The organism is Marinobacterium sp. BA1 (assembly GCF_041155135.1).
Lineage (GTDB): Bacteria > Pseudomonadota > Gammaproteobacteria > Pseudomonadales > Balneatricaceae > Marinobacterium > Marinobacterium iners.
Window position 1 is genome coordinate 2,071,853 of record NZ_BAAFHC010000001.1, and the last position, 24,588, is coordinate 2,096,440.

Genomic DNA, 24,588 nt, shown 5'->3' on the forward strand with positions numbered 1-24,588 from the left:
CAACAATGAATATAATAAAAACGATCGCATACATTTGTGCATTCATGTTTTCCACCGCTACCTACTCACAAACCACACTGCGTGTGGCCACTTGGCTGCCTCCGACCAGTGGACAAAATGATGTCGTTTGGCCTACCTGGGGGAAATGGGTTGAGGAAGCAACGGAAGGACGTGTCAAAATTGAACTGGAGTATGGTTCAGGACACCCCAAGTCCATGTTCAGCCTGGTTGAAGATGGTGTGGCAGACGTCAGTTTCGGTGTAAATGGCTATCTGCCGGGCCGATTCAAGCTACCGGCCGTCGTTGAAATCCCGGGGGTAACCGCTGATCCTGAAGCCTTGTCGGTCGCTCTGTGGCGCGTGTACAAGCAACACTTTGAGGCGGCTCACGAGTTCGATGGGCTGAAAGTTTTGGGCATGTTTGTACACGGCCCTGGTCAGCTGTTCACCACTTTCGAAGTCAACGACCTCTCGGATCTGCACAATAAGAAAATCCGCACGGGCGGTGGAGTCGTAAACGACCTTGCAACACGCCTGGGCGTCGTGCCTGTATTTGCTCCCGTTACAAAAGTGTATGAAATGATGCAACAGGGTGTCATAGACGGTGTTTTCCTTCCCGCTCAGGAACTGAAGTACTCTCGCCTGAACGAGGTTGTGAGCGATGTGACCCTGTTCCCTTCGGGCATGTATACAACTGCTTTTACAATTTTCATGAATCCAGATGTGTTTGAGGACCTGAGTGAAAAGGACCGTAATGCGATCATGTCGGTATCTGGTGAAAAGCTATCCGCTCTCGCTGGTCGCGCTTGGGGCAACTCGGACACTAAGGGGCTTGAGGCTGCTCGTGAGATGAACGTGCGGATAAAAGAACTGACCCCTGAAGACCCTCTGACACAGCAATTTGCAGAGAAAGTCCAAGGAATGCATGAGGCCTGGATTGACAGTGTGTCCGACCGCCCCATCGATGCACAGGCCGCTCTGGATGACTTGAACCGAGCAGCCCTGGAATACCAACGCCAGACAACCGATTAATCGCCCTTGATTGCAGCGGTGCATAGCCGATCCAGGCATGTACCGCTGCATACAGGCCTTATCACATTAATGACCCGAGCATGGGACACATCGACTTATCAGTGACCGGCTTTGCCGAGCAAACAAAAAACGCCGTCAATAGACGGCGCAAAAGGTTTGGTCACAGGAGAGCCGTGACCGGTGCAGCACAACAACAAAATCAGGTCAGCACGCTCAGGAAACGCTCGTTCAACTGACGGTCGTGATAGAAAATTGCTTTACCCAGCTCGCCCGCATCCCAGGTCACCGGCTCGTGGTCCGGGTAGTGGTAGTCGCCACCGCAGAAAACCTCGTTACGATTGCCGGAAGGGTCAAAGAAATAGATGGTCTGACCATGAGTCAGCCCATGACGTGTCGGGCCAATATCGATTGAGGTATCGGTCATGGAGATCAAGTCCGCCGCCTTGAGCACATCGTTCCAGGTCTCCAGGAAGAAGGAAGCATGGTGAAACTTGCCTGGTTCCGGATGATCGATAAACGCCACATCATGTGCCTTCATGCTGGCAGTCAGGAACTGACCGACACGCTTGCCGTCCGGTGTCATCACCTGCTCAGCCAGATCGAAGCCGAGCACATCACGGAACAGCTCTAAAGTGCGGTCCAGGTTGGGGCCGTACAGCAGGCAGTGGTCGAAACGGGTCGCCTGCATGCCTTTCAGGCCACGCGGCCATGCTTCCGGGTTGTGATTGCCCACGCCCCACTTGCCGGTCTGCTCCTTGGTGGCAAAAAGCTCGAACGCGTGCCCGGTGGGGGCAACAAAACGGACGCGGCGTCCACAGTCTTTAAGATCACCGGCGGGAATGTCTTCCACTTCGCAGCCGAACACAACCAGCTCAGCACGCAGGCTGTCCACAACCTCTTCGCTCAAGCACTTGAAACCCATGTAGTCCATGCCGGCTTCGTCCGCTTCACGCAGCACCACCGAGAACTTGTCCACTTCGGTCCAGCCCTTGAGATAGACACGGCCCTGATCGTCACGGTCCATTTCGATCAGACCGAGCAGGTCTACGTAGTGCTTGACGGCTTCATCCATATCCAGCACGCGAATCTGCACGTGCCCAGGACGCATTACACCTTTTTTCATAGCCACCTCTTGTTATGACAACCCTTGGCCGCTGCCGGCCCGATTACAACTCAGATCGACTATTACAGGCCTTGGCGGCGTGTTAAATCCGGTGGGTGCAAGCTTTATCCGCACACTGCATACCGCATGCATCTGCAACATCGTTGCAGTTTTTTGGACACAGGTCTGCATCAAGCGGCTATTGATGCAGGTCAGGGTTCTTTCTAATCAGCAGACCATAAAAATAACGCACTCCCTGAGAGGTTTATATGTTCAAGACCAATACTCTGCGTACTGCTGTCGCTGCCGGCCTGGCAACCCTAACCCTTAGCACACCGGTGCTGGCTTCGGATGAGCCGGTCAAAGTGGGCATCATGCTGCCCTTCAGCGGTGTGTATGCCGCGCTGGGCGATGCTACCCGTAACGGTCTGAAAATGGCATTGCAGGAAAAGGCTGCCGAACTGCACGGTCGCAAGATTGAATACATCGAGATCGACACCGAGGCACGCCCCGAACGTGCACCTGAAATCGCATCCTCGCTGCTGGATCGCAGCAAGGCCGACTTCATCATCGGCCCTGTCCACTCAGGTGTGGCCATGGGCATGCTGAAGGTGCTGCGCGGCAAGGATACCGTGATGATTGTGCCGAACGCCGGTGCCGGCCCCGTGACCGGACCTCTATGTGCACCCAACGTATTCCGCACTTCCTTCTCTTCCTGGCAGCCGTCGTACCCAATGGGCAAGGTGGCACTCGACAAGGGCTACAAGAATGTCGTGACCATGAGCTGGAACTACGGCATGGGACGCGAGAGCCTGGATGCGTTTGAAGAATCCTTTACTGCCGGTGGCGGCACGATCGTCAAACAGATGCTGGTCCCCTTCCCGCAGACCGAATTCCAGTCCTACCTGTCGGAAATCGCATCGCTCAAGCCTGATGCAGTGTTCGTATTCTTCGCCGGCGGCGGCGCGGTCAAATTCGTCAAGGATTACGATGCACTGGGCCTGAAGGGCAAAATCCCACTGCTGGGCTCCGGCTTCCTGACCGAGGGCACTATTGAAGCCCAGGGTGCTGCCGCCGAAGGCGTGATGACGACGCTGCATTATGCTGACACGCTGGATAATGATCTCAACAACCGCTTCAGAGCCTCCTACAAGGAGCAGTTCGACAAGCCGTCTGACCTTTACGCGGTGCAGGGTTATGACACCGGTCTGCTGATTGCCAATGCGCTGAACCAGCTCAAGGGCGACATTTCCGATCGCGATGCACTGATCAATACCATGGCCAACACCACAATCAACAGCCCACGTGGCGACTTCACCTTCTCCAAGGCCCACAACCCGGTGCAGAACATCTACCTGCGTACGGTTGAAAACGGCGAGAACAAGGTGATCGAGATCGCATCCCCGATGCTGGAAGACCCGGCTCGCGGCTGCAAGCTCTAAGCCTGCAATACCGGGCGGGGCTTTACCCTGCCCGGTCGTATTAACCTGACTGATCATCCCGGGTTCTGCTATGACCACCTCTTTGTTTTTTGTGCAGCTGATCAACGGCCTGCAGTATGGGCTGCTGCTGTTTCTGATCGCTTCCGGCCTGACGCTGGTGTTCGGCGTGATGGGCATTCTCAACCTGGCGCACGGCTCCATGTTCATGGTCGGCGCTTATCTGGCCTGGTATTTCTTCGAGCATACCGGCAGCTTCGGCATCAGCGCACTGATCTCCGCCGCGATCGCCCTGCTGATCGGTATTGCCATCGAACGGGGGCTGATACGCCATCTCTACCGGCGCAACCATCTGGACCAGGTGTTGCTCACCATCGGCATGATCTTTGTCTTCAACGCACTGCAAAGCCTGCTTTGGGGTAACGACCCGCTGGGCGTGCCGGTGCCCCAGGCTCTGTCCGGTGCCGTACCGCTGAATGATGTACTGGAGTACCCGATCTATCGCATCTTTGTCGCCCTGCTCTGTATCGCCATCGCTTTCGTGATGTATTACATGATCAACAAGACCCGGCTGGGCATGCTGATTCGAGCCGGCGAGTCCAACCGTGAAATGGTGGAGTGTCTGGGCATTGATATTCGTCGCCTCTACACCATCGTGTTTGCAATTGGCGTGATGCTGGCGGCTGTCGCCGGGGTCGCGTCTGCCCCAATGTCCTCCATCATGCCCGGCATGGGCGAACACGTATTGATCACCTGCTTTGTAGTGGTCGTGATCGGCGGCATGGGATCGATCAAGGGCGCCTTCGTTGCGGCCCTTCTGGTGGGGCTTGTGGATACCTTCTCGTCCGTTCTGGTACCCCAAATCTCGAGCATGATGATCTACATCCTGATGGCGTTCATCCTGCTGATCAAGCCGCAAGGCTTGTTCTCTTCCTGATCCGGAGTCTGTGTCATGTTGTTCAATAAACGTACCGAACGCATCTTCATCTGGGTGTTCTTCCCCCTGGCACTGCTGTTGCCGCTGTTTCTGGAACAGAACACCTTCTACGTCAGCAAGCTGACCAGCATCATGATTTTCGCCCTGTTCGTGATGTCACTGGACTACCTGGTGGGCCGCTGCGGCTTGATCACCCTGGGCCATGCCATGTTCTATGGCCTGGGCGGCTATCTGTTCTGGATGCTTGCGCCGGAGTACACCGAGGTCAACTTCTGGGTGTATACCTTCTACGTATGCATGAGTGCGGCCGCGATCGCACTGGTGATCGGCTTTCTGGTACTGCGTACCAACGGCATCTATATGATCATGATCACGCTGGCCTTTGCCCAGATGGCCTTCTATTTCTTCTCGGACTCCATCAAGTTTGGTGGCAATGACGGGCTATTCATCTACATGAAGCCCGAAACCAGTATCTTCGGCCTGAGCCTGTTTGATCTGGATAACCCGATCCACTTCTACTACCTCTGCCTGCTGTCACTGTTCAACACATTGGTGTTTTTCAAACTGCTGATCCGCTCTCGCTTCGGTCGCGTGGTGGATGCCATCCACCAGAATCCGGGTCGCACCACGGCCCTTGGCTACAACATCTTCATGTTCCGCCTAATGAGCTATGTGATCGCATCAGCACTGGGGGCTTACGCCGGCTACCTGTTCACCCTGCAGTATGGTTTCGTCAACCCGTCCATGCTGGCCTGGACTACCTCCGGCTCGGCACTGGTGATGTCAATTCTGGGCGGCATGGGCTCCATCTATGGCGCCATCCTCGGCACCTTCGTGTACGAGGGCCTGCACTACTCCCTGGAGCATCTGACCGAACACTGGATGCTGTTTATGGGCATTCTGATCATCGCAATGGTAATGGTGTTCAAGAACGGCATTGCCGGTTATCTGGAGAAACTGCTGGAGAAACGCTCATGACCACAGAGCTGATGCTTGAAACCGAGGGCCTGTGCAAATACTGGGGCGGGCTGAAAGCACTGGATGATATCTCTCTCCAGTTCCACGATAACCAACTGCACGGCATTGTCGGCCCCAATGGTGCGGGTAAAAGCACCCTGCTGAACCTGTTGTGCGGCCACTACAAACCCACCAGCGGGCGGATTCTGCACAAGGGCGAGCCGATTGAGGCGATCAAGCCACACGCTTTTGCCCGCCGGGGGATTGGTCGCAGCTTCCAGAAAACCAACATCTATCCGGGTGCCACTTGTCTGGAGAATTGTTGTGTGGCGGTACAGCGGCGCATGGGCGGCAACTTCAATTTTCTGCGCTCACGCTACACCCAGAAAGTACTGGACGAGATCGCCACCGAGGCACTGGAAAAGGTTGGACTGGGTGCGCGGCGTGACGAAATCGCATCTCACATCAGTTACGGCGAACAGCGACAACTGGAGATCGCCATGGTGCTGGCAACAGCTCCCGAGGTTCTGCTGCTTGACGAGCCGATGGCGGGCATGGGGCATGAAGAGTCGCTGCTGATCATCGAGCTGTTGAAAAAACTGAAACGGGAATACTGCATCGTTCTGGTCGAGCACGACATGGATGCAGTGTTCGAATTGTCGGACCAGCTCACGGTGATGGTGGACGGTCAGCATCTGATCACCGGCACCGTTGATGAGGTGCGCGATGATCCCCGCGTGAAGGAAGCCTATCTGGGCCAGGGCGACGAGGTATTCTGAACATGACAAAATTGCTGGAAGTAAAGGGGCTGCACAGCTTCTACGATGAAAGCCACATTCTGCACGGTGTCAGCTTTGAAATTGAAGCAGGTCAGGCGGTAAGTCTCATGGGACGCAACGGCATGGGCAAGACCACCACGCTGAAATCGATCCTTGGGCTGGTTCAGCCACGCAGTGGTCATGTGTTCTTTAAGGGCGAAGAAATCTCTGCCCTGCCCACTTGGCAGCGGATGCGCAAGGACATCGCCTATGTTCCCGAAGGCCGAGGCATGTTTCACAACCTGACGGTAAAAGAGCATCTTGAAATGGCCGCACGCCCCAACAATCGAGGCGAGCAGCACTGGAATTACGAACGGGTACTGGAAACCTTTCCGCGCCTGCAGGAACGATTGAGCAATCTGGGCACCCAGCTGTCCGGCGGTGAGCAGCAGATGCTGGCCATTGGCCGAGCGTTGGTCACCAATCCGGATCTGCTGATTCTGGACGAGGCCACCGAAGGTCTGGCGCCACTGATACGCAAGGAGATCTGGGACGTGATTCGCACCATCAAGGAAAGCGGTATTTCCACCCTGATCGTGGACAAGAACATCCAGGTACTCAAGGAGCTGTGTGACCGGCATGTGGTGCTGGTCAAGGGCAAGGTCGTGTTCAACGACAACTCTGAACAGCTGCTGTCACGGCTGGACGAGGTTGAGTCCTATCTCGGTGTCTGAGCCCTTCGCGACGTTGCGCTTCGGGCTGATTCCGGCCCGGAGCGATTACTTGGTACAATCCCCTATTTGTGCAGCGCCACAGGGCCCCCACACTATGACAGCAGACACTGAAAAGCACCCTGTAACGCTCCGCCAGGGGATTGGTTCTCTTGAAATCGGGCTACGCATTCTGAATACCATTGCAGAGTCGCCCAGGCCCCTGACGCTGAAAAATCTGTCCGACCAGCTCGAGCTATCGCCCAGCAGGTTGCACAAGTACATCGTCAGTCTGCTGCGCATGGGCTACATCATGCATGACAACGGCAGCAGCTATACCCTGGGCAGATCCTGCCTGACCCTTGGCGTGGCAGCCATCCGTCGCATCGACCCGATCAGGCTGGCGTTCACGGCCGTTGAAGAACTCAATGAAACCACGGACAAGACCGTATCGGTAACGGTTTGGAACGGCCAAGCGCCTCTGGTCATCAAATGGCTGGATGCCAGCCAGCCGGTCGCCGTCAACATTCGACTCGGGCTGGAGCTGTCCCCCTTTTTCTCGGTGTCTGGCCGCATCTTCCTGGCCAACCTGCCAAAGGAGCGACGCGAAGCCATGCTGGACGCGTTTTTCCAGCAACCGCTGGCCCTGCCTCGCCATGGCGGCAAATTGCTGCAGCGTGATGCGTTCCGGGAGCATTTGGATCAGGTCAGACAGGACAACCTGTGCTGTTTCTACGGTGATTATCTGCCCGATCTGAATGTGGCCGCCAGCGCCATCTTCGATGTCAACGGCAATATATCGTCGGTCATCAGTTTGATGGGGATGGCGGGTGATACGGACATCCGTCCCGGCTCGGCGCTGCAGCAGCAACTCACTGGATGCGCCGAGCAGGTGACGGAAGCCATCTGCGGCCAGCAGCACCTCAAGCGGCACACCTGATCCGGTGTGTCGCCTAAGGTCATTCAGCCGCGAGGTACAGCGCGATCAACGCTTGCGGCGCAGTGTCTCGGACGGCAGCTCACCAAACATCTTGCGATAGTCGGACGAGAAACGGCCCAGGTGGGTGAAGCCATAGTCCAGCGCCACCTCGGTTACATTGCGAACCGCCTTGCCACTGACCAGCTCTTCACGCAGGCTTTTCAGTTTGGATTGCTTGATGAACAGCTTGGGTGTCACATTGAAATATTTGGCGAACAGGTTGTATACGGTACGTACACTGACGTTACCGACCTGCGCCAGTTCTTCAACACTCAGATCATCACGGATATTGGCCTCGACGTAGGCCAGCAGGTGGGAAAAACTGCGATCATTGGCATGCAGGTCACGTCCCGAAGCCGCATTGCTGTCGAACTGCTGCAGCAGTTTGCGAATCAGGATATCGCGGTAGGGCAACTGCAGATGGCTCAGATCGAGTTCGGTCTCATTGGCCTCCAGGAGCAGCGCATCCAGTAATCGCATGAACCCCAGAGACTGCTCCAGCTCGATGACACGGCGCTCGAAACGAACCCCACTGCGTGGCACCAGCCCCGCTTGATCCAGACAGACTTCCTTGACCAGCTCCTCGGGGACCTTGACGATCACTTTTTCGCAATCCTCGGAGTAGGTCAGGTCCATCTGCTCTCCGGGGTTCATCATCAGTGCCTGGCCCCGAAACAGACGCAGATTCTCGTCTCGGAAGCGCCAGCGGCATTCGCCTCGGGTCACCACCTGGAAATGATAGATACCCTGTAACTCAGGGCAGCGCACATCCACACAGTCACCATAGCTGATGGAGGACAATCCTAGCCCGGCAAAGTCCCGGTGGTTCAGTCGCGAGGCCGGTGAACGACTGCACTCGCGATCGGCAAACTCAAGCTTGTGGTGTCCTACATGGCGATTGACGTATTCGGACACTTCCAGCGGGTGTGCCTGATCAAAAATCACAGCATTACTGAGCACGTTGGAGAACATGGCTTGCACCGTATTTTGTAATTATTGTTAACGGCTTAATTATAGGTAAAAGACCCCTCGATGCAATGCCTGTTTTTTAATCAACGTCACTCGGCCATACCTGCCTCCATGTGCGCCACCTTGTCCATGACGAACTCGATAAAGGCCCGGGTTTTGACCGGCAGGCTTTCCCGGTGTGGATAGAGCATATGCATGGTCCTTCCCTCCATCGACCACTGGGGCAGCAACTGGACCAACTCGCCCCGCTCCAGTTCTGCCGCGACAACGTAGCGTGGCATGCAACAGACACCCAGATTCTTCTTTACCGCATCCACGGCAAAGCGGATCTCATCGGTTCGCAAATGGGCATGCGGGGTGAAGGTAATCGCGTGACCATCCGGGTCCATAAAACGCCAGAACGCCGAACGCTTGAGCACCACCAGCGGCAGCTTGCTCAAATCTTCCGGTCTCTGTGGAGCACCATGGCGTGCAACCAGTTCAGGTGTGGCCACCACAACCATCTCGGTACTGAGCAAAGGACGCATCACCCAGTCATTGAGGGTGACTTTGCCCAGTCGAAAGGCGATATCAATGCTGTTCTTCACCAGATCCACGTTCTCGTTGCTGAGAAACATCTCGACACTGATGCGCGGGTTCATCTCCATAAACTCAAACACCCAGTTCTTGACGTAATGGTGCCCAAGGGTCAATGGTGCGGTAATCTTGATGTCACCCGACATGGAGGACAGTTCAGTGTTCACATCCTCGGTTCGCATCTCCAGCTCTGTCACAACGCTGGATAAGCTGTTGTAAAAACGCTGACCGGACTCCGTCAGGCCGAATTTTTTGGAACTGCGGTGTACCAGCTTGTAGCCAAGATCCTGCTCGAACGCCTGCAACCGACGCGACAGGGTTGAAGTCGGAATATCCAGATAGCGCGCCGCCGCCACCAGACTTCCCTTCTCAACCACCTTGATGAAGTAGTACAGATCCTGATAGTTCATAGTGTAATTCTCAAAAATGAAATCACGCCGTCCCGCGCAGCGTGTGGATAAATATCCCTGAACGCCTATATTGAGCATCATTGGGCGGATCGTGCAATCCGAATCGTCTGATGCTACACCACTCGGCTTCGGCTTTCCCCACTCATTTTCGGGATTCAGGACATCGACATGTCAGACCAGACCTCAGCGGACAACAGTATCAACCCCGTTACAGTGGTAATCTCCCGTCGCGTAATCAAGGGCCAGGAAGCCGAATTCGAACGCCTCAGCAGTCAGATGACCGAGCGTGCAGCGCGTTACCCCGGTTACCTCGGCGCCAGCATGTTTCGTCCTGCGAGTTCCGACGATCCCGAGTACCGCATCATTTTCAAGTTCAACGATGAAACGACGCTGTCAGCCTGGCAGCAGTCGTCCGAGCGCGCCGAGATTCTGGAGCAGATCGAGCCTTTGCTGGTAGCCCCGAGTCAGGTGGAAACTACCTCTGGCATCATCAACTGGTTCACTCTGCCCGGCCACAACCCGGTGAAACCGCCACCCAAATACAAAATGACCTTTGTCAGCTGGTTGGCGCTTTACCCCACCGTCACCATCATCTTTCTGCTGTTTGGCGACCTGTTGGCACAAGTACCACTGCTGTTGCGCACCATGCTGATTACAGCCGTGGTGATGGTGGCCATGTCCTATCTGCTGATGCCGCGTTTCACTCGATGGTTCGCCTTTTGGCTGTTCCCCAAGCGAGAACAGAACGAGCGCTAAGCTCGGTTGTACGTCCGGACCAAGAATTCAGGAACTCCCATGACCCTAAAACTGACCGTTGTTGACCAATCTCCCGTGCAGGGTCTGCCTGCAAACGTTTCACCCGTTGCCCTGACGGTTGAGCTGGCTCAGGCCTGTGATCGGTGGGGCTATCACCGTTACTGGTTGGCCGAGCACCACAACAGCATCAACTTTGCCGGCCCCTGCCCGGAGATACTGATCAGCCACATCGCCAGTGTGACCGAACGGATTCGTGTCGGCAGCGGGGGGGTCATGTTGACCCACTACAGCCCTTACAAGGTCGCTGAACAGTTCAGCATGCTGGAAACGCTCTATCCCGGTCGTATCGATCTGGGCATCGGACGGGCACCAGGGGGTGACGCGCTGGCATCACATGCGCTGGCCTACCCCGCCCAGCCGGGGCTGGAAGACTATGCTGAGCAATCATGGCTGCTGCAGAACCTGCTGCACCACAGCCTGCCTGAAGGCCATGCCTACAAGGGGCTGCAGGTCATGCCGGGACAGCCGGCCATACCACAAACCTGGATGTTGGGATCAAGCGGTGGCAGTGCCGGGCTGGCTGGTCAGGTCGGCATGAAGATGTGTCTGGCCCTGTTCATCAGCCCCGAACCGGCCCCGCCCAGTGTCATCAGCGAATACAAGCAGGCCTGGCGTGAGGCGGGACACTCTGGCCAACCTGAAGCCAGCATTGCGGTGGCGGCACTCTGTGCCGACAGCCGTGAAGAAGCCGAATACCTGGCAGCCCCCGCCGTCTACTGGAAGGTCAAGGCGTTCCGTCAGGGCATCCGTGAGGTGGTTAAGCATCCCGACGAGGCCCTGCACCTGAAACAAAACCTGAGCGCGGCCGATCAGGCCTTCTTTGATGCGGTTCTGAACTCAATGATACTGGGGACCGCTGAAGAGTGTGCCGATCAGATCAATCGCGTAGCGGATCAATACCGTTCCGATGAAGTGGGCGTTGTGACGGTCACTCATGATTACAGTGATCGTCTGCGCAGTTACGAGCGGCTGGCCGGGGCGTTGATTAGTTAAGTCACGCCACCAATGAAGCGGTAACCGACTCCGGGCTCGGTCTCGATGTAGAGAGGCCGTGCCGGATCATCTTTCAGTTTGCCACGTATCTGGCGAATGAAAATTCTCAGGTAGTGGCTGTCCTCAAGATGAGAAGGCCCCCAGAATTTCTTCAGTAAATACTGCTGCGTCAGGATCTGTCCCGGGTGCTGCACCAGCTCCAATAGCAGATCGTATTCCCGTGGCGAGAAATGCACCCGCTCACCGGCCAGCTGTACGGTACGCAGATGGTAATCAATGCGCAAACGGCCATCATCATAGGCGCTGGGACGCACATCCTTACCCGACGCCGAACGCAGCACGGCTCGAATGCGGGCTAAAAGCTCCTTGACACCAAAAGGCTTCTCGACGTAGTCGTTGGCTCCTGAATCCAGCGCCTGAACCTTTTCCTTCTCGCTGTTACGCACGGACAGGACGACAACAGGCACTTCACTGAAGCCACGCAGCTCTTTCAACACTTCTTGCCCATCCAGGTCCGGCAGCCCCAAATCCAGAATGACAAGGTCCGGCTGTTCCAGGGTCAATTGTTCCAGCCCGGTTCGTCCTGACACGGCTTCACAAATCTGATAACCCTGAGACTCAAGACTGATGGTAAGAAAGCGACGAATCTGGGGCTCATCATCAATAATCAGAATTCGTGTCATGCCCCGTCTCCGTTATGTGCCAATGTAAGCGGTAACCGCAACCTAATGCAGCTGCCATGATCCGGCGTGCTCGACAAAACACTGGCTTCGCCACCATGGGCACCCAGAACGCTCTGACAGATTGCCAACCCCAACCCCGTCCCACCTGTCTGCTGATCACCGTGCGAAAGGGTAAAAAACATGTCGAAAATACGCGGCCAGTGCCTGGCCGGAATACCCGGTCCTGTATCGGCGATGTCAATGTTCAGATCATCCCCCTCGACGGACACTTCAATTCGGATCACCTCATTCGGTGGTGTAAAGCGCACTGCATTTTCCAGTACATTGAAAATGGCCTGTTCAACCAAAGCCGCATGCAAATTGAACATGGGCAGATCGGGCTGACACACGACATCAATCCGTTGTCCCTTCAGCAAGGGTTGCAAACGCCTGAGCGCAACATTCAAAACTTCATCCACCCCAACCCAATCACGTTCGAGCTTCAACTCTCCCTGCCCGATCTTCGTCATATCAAGCAGCTTCTGAATATAGCGATCCAATCGACGCGCCTCAGAAAGCGTGTTGTCGAGCAATTCCCGTTTTTGTTCTTGCGACAGGCTCTCGGGCAGATCAATGAGAGTGCTGACTGATCCAATCATGGTTGCCAAAGGGGTGCGTAGATCGTGAGAAATGGAAGACAGCAGGGCTGACCTGAGTTGCTCTCGCTCCTTTTCAAGGGTTTCTCTCTGAAGCCTTTGAGCGAGTTGAATGCGACTCCAGGCCAGCTTGAACAGTTCCACAGCAGAATTAAGCTGGACTTTAAGATCAGGCAACTGATCAGCGTTAAACCGGAACGACAGCCCCTGCACCTGGGCATCCTGGTCACGCACATACAGACAATAGCCGGTCATCTCTTCCTTCAGCAGAATCGATTCTGGGCACATCTCCATCGCGGCACCTGCTTCAACTTCAGGCAACCGTTCAATGCGACAGGGACGATGACTGAATCGTTCCTTGAGATGGGATGAAAATACAGTAATCAGCGCAGGAGCATCCATGCAATCGGACAATGCCTGGGCAAGTGCCATCTGCCCCTGGTTCCAACGTATACTGGTTTCCAGCGCATCAACTTTTTCACGCAGTCGAGCGGCAAGCTGGCCAGTCAACAGGGCGACCAGAACCAGCACAAGCGCAGTGATGATATCCTCACGGTGAAGAATAAAGAGGGTAAAGCGAGGCTCAGTGAAGAAAAAGTTGTAGGCCAGAAATGACAGCAATGCCGACCACAAGGCAGGGCGCGTTGAGGTGCCGATTGCCACAATCAACACACTGGCCAGATACAGCAGCGACAGGCTGGCCGCTGGCAGCAGTTCGAACAATGGCCAGCAAATCAGTGTCGCCGCGACTGGGGCGGCTGACGCCAGCAGCCAATGGCGTTGCAGGCTGGCACGTGACTGCAGTTCGGACATAACCTAGCCTCTCCAGAAAACGGGTGTCAGCAATACCATCACGGTCAGCAGCTCAAGCCGGCCAAGAATCATGGCGAAGCCAAGAATCCACTTGCCGCTCTCCGGTACCCCGGCGAAGTTGCCGGCCGGGCCGATCATATCACCGAGGCCCGGGCCCACGTTGGTCAGTGCAGTTGCCGCACCACTGAGAGCCGTCACAAAATCGAGTCCCGTTGCCGACAAGGCAAGAGTTGTCAGTGCCAGTACCAGAAAGAACAGAAACGAAAACGCCACCGCCGACACCATGATATCGTCTGCAACCGCCTTACCGTTATAGCGGATCGAAAATACACCCCGCGGGTGCACCAGCTTGTTCATCTGGTCACGCATAAACAGCCATGACAACTGAAAACGGAAAATCTTCATACCGCCACTGGTTGAACCTGAACAGCCGCCGATGAAGGTGACGAGAAAGAAAAAGGCAATACTGAAATAGCCCCATAGGGTGTAATCGGACGACGCGTAACCGGTAGTCGTGATCACCGAGACGATATTGAAGGCCGCATGGGTCAGCACTTCAAACGGCTCTCGATCAGAGGTCAGCAGCTGCTGCAATGTCAGCAGGCTGATCAAGCCAAATACCACCAGCAGAAACCCTCGGGCTTGCTGATCTCTGAACACATTCAGGTTGCGCTGACTCAAAAAGCGGATATAGAGCATGAACGGCATGCCACCAATCAGCATAAACAGCACCGCAATCCACAAAATGGTATCGCTGAAACGCCCCATGGAACTGTCATCAGTAGCGTAGCCCCCCGTGGAAACGGTCGTCATGGCATGGTTGATAGCATCGAACAGCGTCATGCCAGCCGCCAGATATGACAGCGCACAGGCCAGGGTAATACCCAGATAGACAAGTAAAAGAGCACGGGCCATCTCATGAAAGCGTGGCAGGGATTTTTCCGACCAGTCGGAAGATTCAGTCTGGAACAGACGCATGCCACCCACTTGCAGGAATGGCAGAATCGACACTGCCATGCCGATCACGCCAAGCCCTCCGACCCACTGCAACATGGAGCGCCACAGCAGTATGGAGTGCGGCAGGGCAGCAAGCTCTGACATCACGGTTGAGCCGGTGGTGGTAATGCCGGACACCGCTTCAAACACCGCATCGGTCAACGAAAGCGGGTGGTGGCTGAGCATCAGCGGCAAGGCGCCGTAAAAAGACAGGGACAACCAGCTCAGGCTGGTCAAAAGATACAGCTGTCGTGCCGTCAGCGTGAAGCGGTGGCCAAGGCCTGGCAGCATCAACAGTAACCCTGCCAGTACAGCGAGACCGGATGACAGGAAGAAGGTAATGTGCTCTTCGTCATCAGTCAGCAGGGCAAAAACTGCAGGTGCCAGCAACAGCCCCGCCATGATGAAAGCCAGCATACCGCACACATACAATACCGGACGAAAGAGTTTCATCCTGTTACCCCTTCAAAAATAGCCAAGTCCGACCTGCAGCAGTTTTTCAATCTGCTTCAGGCTCTGCTTGCTGGTCATGAAGAATATGAGATGGTCTTCACTTTCGATGCGCGTGTCGGCGTGACTCATGATTACCCGGTTGCCGCGCACAATGGCACCAATGCGTGCATCTGTTGGCAGTTTTAGCTCACCCACCTGGCGCCCAACGACACGAGAGGTTTTACTATCACCGTGCACGATTGTTTCTAGCGCTTCAGCCTGCCCCTTTCGCAGTGCGTGAACCCGCGTCACATCACCCTTGCGGATGTAGGTCAGCAGGCTGCCGATGGTGATTTGCTCGGGCGAAATGGCATAATCGATAATATTGCCGTCCACCAAATCGGCATACGCCGGATTATTGATGATAGTGAGTACTCGACGCGCCCCTGCTCGCTTGGCCAGCATCGAGGACATCACATTGGCTTCATCATCATTGGTTAGAGCACAGAAAAGATCCACATTATCAATTCCCTCCCCAGTCAGAATATCCAACTCCGAAACACTGCCATTGATAATGACGGCAGCATCCAGTTTTTGAGCAATCTCACGGCAGCGTTCCGAACGACTTTCGATCACCTTGACATGAAAGCGGGCTTCCAGCCGGGCTGCCAGCGAGGCCCCGATATTACCGCCCCCGGCAATCATGATCTGACGATAGCGCTGCCGCTGCCCCACAAATAGCTGGGTCACGAATTCCAAGTGGGCGGGGGTTGCAATCATGTAGACCTCATCCCCGGGGAGGAACTGAAGAGCGCCATGCAACGCCACATGAGATTCACCCCGATAAAGTGCTACAAGTCGCACTTCAACCCCAGGCAGCAGGGTATCCAGTTCAGCAACATAATGTCCTCGCAGACACGAATTGTTACCGATCCGAAATACGGCAAGCTTAATCAGCCCGTTCATGAAGTCGTGTACTTGCAGGGCTCCAGGCCAGCGGGTCAGCTGCTCAATATGGTCGGTGACCAGCTGTTCCGGACTAATCAGCACATCCACGGGAATCGCTTTGGCCTGAAACAGCTGGTCAGCACAACCGAGATAATTGCTGCTTCGGATACGTGCTACCTTGCGCGGAATACTGAACAGTGACTGGGCTAACTGACAGGCCACCATGTTGACCTCGTCACTATTGGTCACGGCCACCAGCATATCCGCATCGTCACACCCTGCCTGCGTTAGTACCGAGGGAAACGAAGCATGCCCTTCCACCGTGCGGATATCGAGCCGGTCCTGAAGCGCGCGCAAACGACCTGCATGGGAATCCACTACTGTAATGTCATTGGATTCACCGGAAAGCTGTTCTGCCAGAGTTGCACCAACCTGTCCGCCCCCCAATATGACAATTCGCATCGTAACGCCATTAGCCTGAAAGGCCCCTGTTATGAATGACAGGCAAATTGTCAGACAGCAAGGCGTAAAGGTTCGAGACAGCAAAACAGCCGAGAGCGTAAAAAAAGCGTAAAGGCAGGCAGGAGCAACAGCAGGCACTAGTGTGATGAACAGGTAGGAAAGGCGTGATGGACGGATTCAATTAACATTGAAGCGTGACTCGCTCTGCCCCGAGTATCACCCCAGACTAAACAAATGTCATAACAACCCAACATGACACATATCAAATGTTGAAGCACGATACCCAGCAGCAGAAGTCTGCTGGGTATCGATCGAATTCAATATGACTTGTACGGCAGGAACTTGCCAGACAGCACCACGTTGACGCGGTCTCCGTTGGGGTTTTCTTCACGCTGGATATCCATGGAGAAATCGATGGCGCTCATGATGCCGTCACCGAACTCCTCATGGATCAGCTCCTTGATGGTGCTGCCGTAGACACTGACCACTTCATACCAACGATAGATCAGCGGATCGGTGGGCACGGCACTGGGCAGTGATCCCTTGTAAGGCACAACCTGCAGCCAGGCAATGGCCTCATCCGACAGACCAAATATTTCGCCAACCGTTTCAGCCTGCTGCTTGTTGAACGTCATCTGGCCCAGACAGCCTGCAGTCGTCCACTCCTTCGACAGTCCGATGGCATCAGCCACCTGTTTCCACTGAATGCCCTTACTCACCTTGGCGGCGAGGATCATCTGAGTTACTTCTTCACGGGTACTGATCATGATGTTCACCTTCGTATGGACGATAACGTTGTGTTCAGGCCGCTCGACTGTGCCGAGGCTGACCAATATTCAGTGTGGCGACGACTTCCTCTCCCATGCGCTGCTGCATGATCATGCTGTCGTCACTTTTGTGGCTGATCTCCCAGTGCCCATCGGGCTGCGGTACGCCGTGCAATACCAGAGGCAAGGCTCGGGTCTTGAGCCGAATTACGGGCATCTTGTGCTGATAGGACGAGGGCTCCCGCCCAAGTACCGCGGCTGCCACTGCGCGCGCCTGGTGCTGAATCGGCTCAATGAAGCGGCAAGGTTGACCATCCAGGCTGATGCAGTCGCCCAGTGCATAGATGAACGCATCACTGCTGCGCATGTTTTCATCCACCACAATCCCTGCGTTGAACGCCAATCCGGCCTGACGCGCAAGACGGCTGTCGGTTTTCAGGCCCGTCGCGGCAATGACGTGATCGACTTCCAGCGTTTCTCCACTCTCAAGTCGGATCTGTTTGCGGCCGTTTTCAGCACAGACATCGGCAATCTGACTCGAGGGTCGATAGATCACGCCCTGTGCCGAAAGGCTGTGTTGCAATGCCTCACCCGCCTCGGACGGAATCAGACCGCTCAGCGGCAGAGGCTGACGGTCCAGCAACGTGACCCGATGCCCGGCTCGGGTGAGGTCTTCGGCCAGTTCACAGCCCACCATGCCGGCTCCGACGATGGCAACCTGCTGCGGTCCGCTGGCCAGTTGCTGCTGCAGTCCACTCCATCCTGCCAGGTCGTTGACACGCCAGCACAGAGAGGCCGGCAGTTCATCAGGCAAGGCGGGCCTGGCACCTTGCGCCAGTACCAGATGGCTATAGGTCAGAGTGCCACGTGTGGTACGCAGCTCCCGCCGCGCCGCACTGATGCCAACAACAAAAGTCTCGCTGAGCAAGCGCACGCCCAAACGACAGGCTGCATCCGCTGCGGTTTCCTTGATCAGCGCTTCGGTTTGCAGGCCACGGCTGAGCGCCACTGAAAGCTCCGGCTTGTGATAGCGATTGGCGCTGCAGGCACTGACCATAGTGATCGGCGTCTCGCCATCCAGACTGCGAATCGCTTCAACAACGGACCAGCCTGCAATACCGCCACCCACAACAACAATCCCGGGGCGATCGCTGCTGACTGCACCAACCGGCGCAGCAGCCGTTACCACCTTAGCCTCCAGCAGCTCAAAATCGGTTTTGGTCACGCCGCACAGCGGGCATTCCCAGTCATCGGGTATATCTTCAAAGCGGGTACCCGGTGCCAGCCCACTGTCCGGATCACCCAGCTCTTCATCGTAAATCAGGCCACAGGCCAGGCAGATATACTGCTGCCAGGGGCGATCTTCGGGGTTGAATACATCTGTGCTCATGCCGGCACCTCCTCCTGCATCAACTTGGCCATCTCCCAGCGCAGATGCTTGATCGCCGGAGTGACAATGGCCACAAAATGCGCTTCCCGGATGCGTCGCTGCGGCGCCGAGTTCATCAGGTAACCACGAGCCCCCTGATGCAGAAGCGCTGACTGTGACGCCTTCAGTGACAGCTCTGCGCCGTGCGCGCGCAGTTCCAGCACATCAAGCAGATAATCCTTGCTGCCATCGAAGGGGGTTTGAGCCAGTACACCGGCGCGTGCGGCCACTTCATCGAACTCGGCCTGCAGCTCATCCGGACGGTTGTGCAGGTACTGATTGACGTGACCCAGTTGATTTTCCACATCTCGAATGGAGTCGATGGACCCCTGAATCACACCGGCGGCAATACCAACCTGCAGCAGAACAAATGCCGCTCGGATACGCTGGATAAACGGCCTTGCCGGATCAGCGATGATTTGGTCTTCGCTGACAAAGTAGTTATCCAGAGGCACGGCCCAGGTACTGGTGCCCTCCATGCCGGAAAACTCCGGACAGGGCCTTAACGGCACCCGCTCATCAATATCCAGCAGGAACATCACTTCATGTGAACGACTGCCATCGGCACGATCAACGGCGGCAATGGCACCACAATACTGTCCCTGGCCGATATGACTGACCCAAGGCAGCGTGCCACTGACGCTGTAGCCACCCGGCACCTTTTTCGCCTTCAGAGCCATTTTTTCGATACCGGTCAGCGCTTTCATCGGGTTGGAGAGCCCGGTACCGCCGAACGTGCGGCCTGCAACATGATCGTCCAGGCGGGCCAGCAGTGCCGGATTGCCGGACTGCTCCATGTACAGGCCGCAGACATCATGGCACCAGGTCATGAAGCCGGTGGAACCACAGTGGCGACTGACCTCCTGCATGGTGGCAAGCGCAAGACCAAAGCGACCGCCATGCTGATTCAGATGCGCGGCAAAGGCACCTGCCTGACCGAGGTCTGCCATGATGTCGGTCGGGTAATAACCCTCATGGTCGATACGGTAGGCGGCGGGAGCCAGCTGTTCCCGAGCGACTTTGGCTACATCAGCCAGCACCTGGGCATCATCGGCCCAAGGGGTGAAAAGCGGGGTGGATACGGCGACGTTATTCATGGCATTCCTCTCCTGTCAGGTATTGGGCTCAGTCCATCAAGCTGATGCTGAACGGGATCGGGTTACGCATGGTGTTGGCGACCGGAGAAAAGTAGTTTGCATGCTGCACAATCTCATCCAGCTCCTCACGCGTGGCGTCACCCTCGACCAGAACCTTGACGCGAATTTCCTGGAAGCCCATCTGCTCAGGTTTCATTTCGGCACCGCCCGCCCCCCAGGCCGCAGGGTTGCCGATATCCCCCTCCATGAATATTTCCAGCTTGCTGAGCTTGACCTGCTTCCAGGTGGCCACCGCCGTGATCCCCACCGCAAGGCAGCCACCCAGGCCCGACAGTACGATTTCACCCGGAGCCGGCGCAGTGTCTTCCCCGAACAGGTGCAGCGGCTCGTCCACAACCACTTCGTGCTGATTGACATGGCTGATGGTGCGATACTGCCCATCGGTAACGGTGTGAACCTTGTTGGTACCGCGCGTACCGGGGTTGTTGCGTCCCTTTTCCGCAAACGCCATCAGACCGTCCCGATCAATCGGGCGCAGGTAGGTAGTAACGGTTTCAGGCTTGGTTGCTGTTGCAGTTGTCATTGGCATATCTCCAGTCGTTTTGATGACACTGTTCAGTCCGGATCGGACGTTTCCAGTGGCTTGTCATATACAAAGCAGGAGCCGTGCCAATATTGAAAAATAATTATTTTTAATTACAAAACAACAACTTAAAAAAATTTCGATATAACTTTAGAAAACAGTGCTGCGGAGTGTCAGACATTGTCAGCATTACATTGTCTGACAATGTCCAACCCTGATCAGAGACTGTCCGTAAGGGACAGCTTTTCCAGGCGATAGCGAAACTGGCGTGCCGTCATTCCCAGCAGGGCGGCCGCGCGCGTTTTGTTGCCACCGGTTTGCTGCAGGGCTTCCAGCAATGTCTGTTCCTCATCCTCCCGTACCCAGCTGTAGGGACGAGCGCTGGACTGAATGGAACCTGCGGAGCTGACCGGGACGATCGTTGCGGCGGATTCAGGCGGTGGTAACGGGGATGACTGAGCAAGGGCCGACTGGCCGGCTTCAAGATGACTGTTGATCACCGACTCCTGGCGCAGAATGCTCTCGATGTCACCAATGGTGATATTGCCGTCCAGTGCAATCAATACCGCTCGCTTGATCACGTTCTCCAGCTGCCGAATATTGCCTGGCCAGTTGTAGCTCTCCAGCCGCTCCATTACTCCCTTGCCAAACAACGTGTAGCGCCCGTATTCGCGGTTGGCGTTAAGCAGGAAATGACGCGCCAGAATGCGTACGTCACCAGTGCGCTCGCGCAAGGGTGGCAAATGTATGGGAAACACGTTGAGACGGTAGAACAGGTCCAGTCGGAAGGTGCCGCGATTCACGGCTTCCTGCAGGTTCTTGTGTGTTGCCGTGACGATGCGAACATCCACAGGAATATCGCGGATGCCGCCGACACGCTGAATCACCTGACTTTCAAGCACACGCAGAAGCTTGGACTGCAGCTCCATATTGAGATCACCGATCTCATCCAGAAACAGGGTCCCCCCATTGGCCAGTTCGATCTTGCCCTGCTTGCTGGACGTTGCGCCGGTAAACGCCCCCTTTTCATGACCGAAAAGCTCAGACTCAAGCAGTTGCTCGGGAATCGCGGCACAGTTGATGGCCAGAAAGGGCTGATCTCGCCGCTTGCTGTTCAGGTGGAGAATTTGCGAGAAGCGCTCCTTCCCCGTGCCCGACTCCCCTGTCAGCAGAACGGTAACCGGTGTGTCCGCCACACGGGTAATCTGCAGCAATGCATCCCGTACTGCGGCACTCTCTCCCAGAATGCCGTAGTTGTTCTGCTGCTGCTCCAGGGCTTCCTTCAACTCCTGGTTTTCCTCACGCAGGTGACTGGTACGCTCATCGATCAGGCCATTGATCTTGATGATTTGAGCAATGAACGTCGCCAGAATGCGCAGGATAACCAAGTCAGCGTTTATCGCACGGGGCCTCATGCGGAGCCGGTGAGCGGCCAGAACGCCAACGGTCAGATTGCCATCCATGATTGGGACGGCGAGATAGGACACCACACCCTCAGGCAAGGTGGCTCGGTCAACGGCGCGGAACAGAAACCCCGGTTCCTGATCCACGTCCTGTACCACCACCTGCTGGCCGCTTTGCATCACCTTGCCGGTAATACCCTCTTCAAAGCTGTACAGGCCTCGCTTTCGCTCAGCCTCGGTCAGGCCATAGCTGTAACGGATGCGCAACAGTCCGTCCGCGGTGGATGGCAGCAATACTCGCCCCCGGTTAAGCCCCAGCATCTGGGACATCAACCGAAGCGTTCCGGTAATGGCGATCTCCGGGGTGCCCGAATGGCCGATCAGCTTGGCGGCCTCGTGCAGTACCGTGAGGTCGGCCGCACCACGATCATTGGCACTGGCTGCATTCATGGGGGAAGTCAGTTCCTTGTCCATGTCAGTCATGCTCCTGTATGGAAACGCGATACAACGGCAAAAGCCCGCTCAGAGAGCAGGCCATTGCGGGCGAAGATGAGACAGTGTCTACTCGACATGCCAGTTGAAGCGCTTGATCAGCACGCTGCAGATCGTGTCCAGTCCGTAACCGATAACCCCGATCACGATCACGATTGCGGCCAGCGTGTCATAGGCCAGCGTGTCACGGGCATCATTGATGGCGTACCCCAAACCGCTGGTGACCCCCAGATATTCGGCCGGGACCAGCACAACCCAGGCAACACCCACCGCCAGACGAATACCGGCCATGACATCGGTCATAATCGCGGGCAGGATGATCCGACGCAGCATCTGCGGGCCTGATGCTCCCAGATTCTTGGCCACCTTGAACCAGTTCGGATCGATGCGTCGCACACCATGAGCGGTGGAGAACATGATCGGCCAGACGGTGGCCATCACGATCAGGAAGATGATCGCTGCATCCCAGCTGGCAAACGCCAGTACCGCGATTGGCATCCACGCCAGCGGGCTGATCATGCGCAGGAACTGGAATGGCACGTTGGCAATTTTCATGGCCGTACCGATGTAACCAATCAGAACACCCACCGGTACCCCAATGATGACACCCCAGAACAGGCCCACCAGCACGCGGTACAGGCTCGATTGTATGGTTGGCCAGATGGAGCCGCTGGCCACCAGATCATAAAGCGCATGGAAAGTGGGAGCCGGTGCGAAGTTGGCAAATGCCCACATGTCCGGGTCATTGGCAACGATATAGCCACCGGCCCACCACACGGCCAGCAGCGTCGTGATGCCAATGACCGGGTAACGGAGTCGAGCCAGCCAGCCCAGCAATGGCACAAGGCCATTGCTGGAACTGCTCATGCTCTGCAGTGCATGGGAGGTCTGGGTACTACTCATAGCTTGATCACCTCTTCACGCTCAAACGGGTTGTCGGCGTTGAAGCCCGGTCCCTGCTGCCAGTCGGTATGCTTCTCCATGGCCGCCTTGACGAAACGATAGTCAACCAGATCCTCTGCCACGAAATCCGCATCCAGCTGCTGCAGGAAGGTGGTGTCACCACCCACAAGGGTATTCTTCAACTCATTCACGATCAGTCTGGTCGCTGAAGGATAGGGCCAGGGCTGGAAGTCGATGCGGCCGCTGCCCCAGCCCGGATTCTGAATCGCATCAGGCGTTGCATAGCTGTCTTCGTCATACAGCGTCATGGCCCGTTCAATGATGTCCGCTTTCATCGGCAGGTAGCCCTTGCCATCCTTGGACAGCATGTGAGCAACCTCTTTCTTGTTCTGTTGTGCATAAATCTGGGCGCGGACGATGGCGTTCATCACCTTCTGGCTCCACTCCGGATTGGCATTGATCTGATTTTCGTTCATGCAGACCACACAGCAGGGATGGTTTTTCCACATGTCACCGGTGAAACGCAACATCTTGCCACCGGCCAGCATCTCGCCTACTGCATTGAAGGGCTCGGCCACAATGAACGCGTCGATCTTGCGTGCAGCAAGTGCCGGCGGCATGTCCGGGGGTGGCATAATCTGCAGGTTGACCTCATTGGCGGCCAGCGGCTCACCCTGAGACTTGATAACAGGTGTCAGCCCGGCATGACGCAACCCCATCTGCAGCACGATATTGTGCATGGAGTACCAGTACGGAACAGCAACCTGCTTGCCGCCGAGATCGGCAAAACTTTCAACACCGGTGTGACGCCCCACCACCAGTCCGGAGCCATTCAGGTGAGCCCAGGACATGATCTTGACCGGAAAACCGTTGTTGTAACGCATCCAGATGGGAATGGGCTTGAGCAAATGCACCAGATTGAATTTGGCAGCGGCAAAGCCTTCCACCAGTGGCGACCAGCCTCGAATCAATACCGGCGGCTCGGTCTTCAGGCCTTCATCCTCAAAATATCCCATGGCATGCGCCACCAGCAGGACTGTCGCATCTGTAATGGGCAGATAGCCGATGCGAACCACCTCATCCGCCGGTGGCTGGATGCTGCTCCAGGCCGCGCCGCTGGCTGCAAGGCCAAAGGTGGCCGCCAGGCCACCAACGGCAAGGCTGTCGAGCATGAAGTCACGGCGGCTCATCTCATGTTCCTGCAGATATTCCAGTTCCGACGTGGAGATCTGGCCAAGTTCACTGTTGTGTTTTTTCATGGTTGGGTC

Annotated in this window: 23 protein-coding genes; 9 read left to right on the forward strand and 14 right to left on the reverse strand. The window is 56.0% G+C overall.

The genetic code is table 11. The annotated features are described in order from the left end of the window. Nucleotides 1-5 precede the first annotated feature (5 nt). A complete protein-coding gene (locus ACAM29_RS10045) occupies nt 6-1,031 on the forward strand; it encodes a TRAP transporter substrate-binding protein (RefSeq protein WP_206840085.1) in 1,026 nt (341 codons plus the stop codon). A gap of 199 nt (nt 1,032-1,230) precedes the next feature. On the opposite strand, the gene ACAM29_RS10050 is transcribed toward ACAM29_RS10045, so the two are convergent. Beyond that, nucleotides 1,231-2,154, reverse strand: coding sequence for a catechol 2,3-dioxygenase (locus tag ACAM29_RS10050; protein WP_369624027.1), 924 nt, complete (start codon nt 2,152-2,154; stop codon nt 1,231-1,233). Nucleotides 2,155-2,402: 248 nt separating this feature from the next. On the opposite strand from ACAM29_RS10050, the gene ACAM29_RS10055 reads away from it, so the two are divergent. From ACAM29_RS10055 to ACAM29_RS10080, 6 genes are all read left to right on the forward strand, one after another. After that, the gene (locus tag ACAM29_RS10055; protein ID WP_369624028.1) at nt 2,403-3,575 is read left to right on the forward strand and encodes an ABC transporter substrate-binding protein; all 1,173 of its coding nucleotides are present in this window, start codon (nt 2,403-2,405) and stop codon (nt 3,573-3,575) included. Between the two features lie 70 nt (nt 3,576-3,645). Further along, nucleotides 3,646-4,509, forward strand: a complete 864-nt coding sequence (locus tag ACAM29_RS10060) for a branched-chain amino acid ABC transporter permease (RefSeq protein WP_206840071.1) — start codon at nt 3,646-3,648, stop codon at nt 4,507-4,509. A 15-nt stretch (nt 4,510-4,524) separates the two neighbouring features. Next, complete coding sequence (locus ACAM29_RS10065; protein WP_091828022.1) at nt 4,525-5,487, forward strand: branched-chain amino acid ABC transporter permease; 963 nt, start codon at nt 4,525-4,527, stop codon at nt 5,485-5,487. Continuing rightward, a complete protein-coding gene (locus ACAM29_RS10070; protein ID WP_091828023.1) occupies nt 5,484-6,245 on the forward strand; it encodes an ABC transporter ATP-binding protein in 762 nt (253 codons plus the stop codon). The genes ACAM29_RS10065 and ACAM29_RS10070 overlap by 4 nt, the downstream gene beginning before the upstream one ends. Before the next feature lie 2 nt (nt 6,246-6,247). Further along, on the forward strand, nt 6,248-6,958 hold the full coding sequence (locus ACAM29_RS10075; protein WP_206840069.1) for an ABC transporter ATP-binding protein: 711 nt from the start codon (nt 6,248-6,250) through the stop codon (nt 6,956-6,958). A gap of 94 nt (nt 6,959-7,052) precedes the next feature. Then, the gene (locus tag ACAM29_RS10080) at nt 7,053-7,874 is read left to right on the forward strand and encodes an IclR family transcriptional regulator (RefSeq protein ID WP_369624029.1); all 822 of its coding nucleotides are present in this window, start codon (nt 7,053-7,055) and stop codon (nt 7,872-7,874) included. A gap of 45 nt (nt 7,875-7,919) precedes the next feature. Here ACAM29_RS10080 and ACAM29_RS10085 read toward each other — a convergent pair whose 3' ends face one another. After that, on the reverse strand, nt 7,920-8,885 hold the full coding sequence (locus ACAM29_RS10085) for an AraC family transcriptional regulator (protein WP_206840065.1): 966 nt from the start codon (nt 8,883-8,885) through the stop codon (nt 7,920-7,922). Between the two features lie 86 nt (nt 8,886-8,971). Beyond that, entirely contained in the window at nt 8,972-9,868 is an 897-nt protein-coding gene (locus tag ACAM29_RS10090) for a LysR family transcriptional regulator (protein WP_369624030.1), read from the reverse strand. A gap of 168 nt (nt 9,869-10,036) precedes the next feature. Here ACAM29_RS10090 and ACAM29_RS10095 point away from each other — a divergent pair, with 168 nt between their 5' ends. Both ACAM29_RS10095 and ACAM29_RS10100 read left to right on the forward strand, forming a co-directional pair. Next, entirely contained in the window at nt 10,037-10,624 is a 588-nt protein-coding gene (locus ACAM29_RS10095) for an antibiotic biosynthesis monooxygenase (protein ID WP_369624031.1), read from the forward strand. A 39-nt stretch (nt 10,625-10,663) separates the two neighbouring features. Next, the gene (locus ACAM29_RS10100; protein ID WP_369624032.1) at nt 10,664-11,677 is read left to right on the forward strand and encodes an LLM class flavin-dependent oxidoreductase; all 1,014 of its coding nucleotides are present in this window, start codon (nt 10,664-10,666) and stop codon (nt 11,675-11,677) included. On the opposite strand, the gene ACAM29_RS10105 is transcribed toward ACAM29_RS10100, so the two are convergent. The 11 genes from ACAM29_RS10105 to ACAM29_RS10155 all read right to left on the reverse strand — a co-directional run bounded on the left by ACAM29_RS10105 (nt 11,674) and on the right by ACAM29_RS10155 (nt 24,579). Then, nucleotides 11,674-12,360: a response regulator gene (locus ACAM29_RS10105; RefSeq protein ID WP_369624033.1), complete on the reverse strand. Its 687-nt coding sequence runs from the start codon at nt 12,358-12,360 to the stop codon at nt 11,674-11,676. The two genes, ACAM29_RS10100 and ACAM29_RS10105, sit on opposite strands and share 4 nt — an antisense overlap. Next, on the reverse strand, nt 12,357-13,808 hold the full coding sequence (locus ACAM29_RS10110) for an ATP-binding protein (RefSeq protein ID WP_369624034.1): 1,452 nt from the start codon (nt 13,806-13,808) through the stop codon (nt 12,357-12,359). The genes ACAM29_RS10105 and ACAM29_RS10110 overlap by 4 nt, the downstream gene beginning before the upstream one ends. Before the next feature lie 3 nt (nt 13,809-13,811). Continuing rightward, on the reverse strand, nt 13,812-15,257 hold the full coding sequence (locus tag ACAM29_RS10115; RefSeq protein WP_369624035.1) for a TrkH family potassium uptake protein: 1,446 nt from the start codon (nt 15,255-15,257) through the stop codon (nt 13,812-13,814). A 12-nt stretch (nt 15,258-15,269) separates the two neighbouring features. Then, the gene (gene trkA, locus ACAM29_RS10120) at nt 15,270-16,646 is read right to left on the reverse strand and encodes a Trk system potassium transporter TrkA (protein WP_369624036.1); all 1,377 of its coding nucleotides are present in this window, start codon (nt 16,644-16,646) and stop codon (nt 15,270-15,272) included. A gap of 317 nt (nt 16,647-16,963) precedes the next feature. Beyond that, complete coding sequence (gene cynS / locus ACAM29_RS10125; protein WP_091828030.1) at nt 16,964-17,413, reverse strand: cyanase; 450 nt, start codon at nt 17,411-17,413, stop codon at nt 16,964-16,966. A gap of 34 nt (nt 17,414-17,447) precedes the next feature. After that, nucleotides 17,448-18,803 carry an FAD-dependent oxidoreductase gene (locus tag ACAM29_RS10130; RefSeq protein WP_369624037.1) on the reverse strand — a complete coding sequence of 452 codons (1,356 nt, stop codon included), beginning with the start codon at nt 18,801-18,803 and terminating at the stop codon, nt 17,448-17,450. Next, nucleotides 18,800-19,939: an acyl-CoA dehydrogenase family protein gene (locus tag ACAM29_RS10135; RefSeq protein WP_091828032.1), complete on the reverse strand. Its 1,140-nt coding sequence runs from the start codon at nt 19,937-19,939 to the stop codon at nt 18,800-18,802. Before ACAM29_RS10135 ends, ACAM29_RS10130 begins: the two co-directional genes overlap by 4 nt. 28 nt (nt 19,940-19,967) lie before the next feature. After that, entirely contained in the window at nt 19,968-20,522 is a 555-nt protein-coding gene (locus ACAM29_RS10140) for an OsmC family protein (protein WP_369624038.1), read from the reverse strand. Between the two features lie 218 nt (nt 20,523-20,740). Further along, nucleotides 20,741-22,399 (reverse strand): sigma 54-interacting transcriptional regulator, encoded by a 1,659-nt coding sequence (locus ACAM29_RS10145; RefSeq protein WP_369624039.1) that lies wholly within the window; start codon nt 22,397-22,399, stop codon nt 20,741-20,743. A gap of 87 nt (nt 22,400-22,486) precedes the next feature. Further along, nucleotides 22,487-23,320: an ABC transporter permease gene (locus ACAM29_RS10150; RefSeq protein ID WP_369624040.1), complete on the reverse strand. Its 834-nt coding sequence runs from the start codon at nt 23,318-23,320 to the stop codon at nt 22,487-22,489. Continuing rightward, entirely contained in the window at nt 23,317-24,579 is a 1,263-nt protein-coding gene (locus ACAM29_RS10155; RefSeq protein WP_369624041.1) for an ABC transporter substrate-binding protein, read from the reverse strand. Before ACAM29_RS10155 ends, ACAM29_RS10150 begins: the two co-directional genes overlap by 4 nt. Nucleotides 24,580-24,588 lie beyond the last annotated feature (9 nt).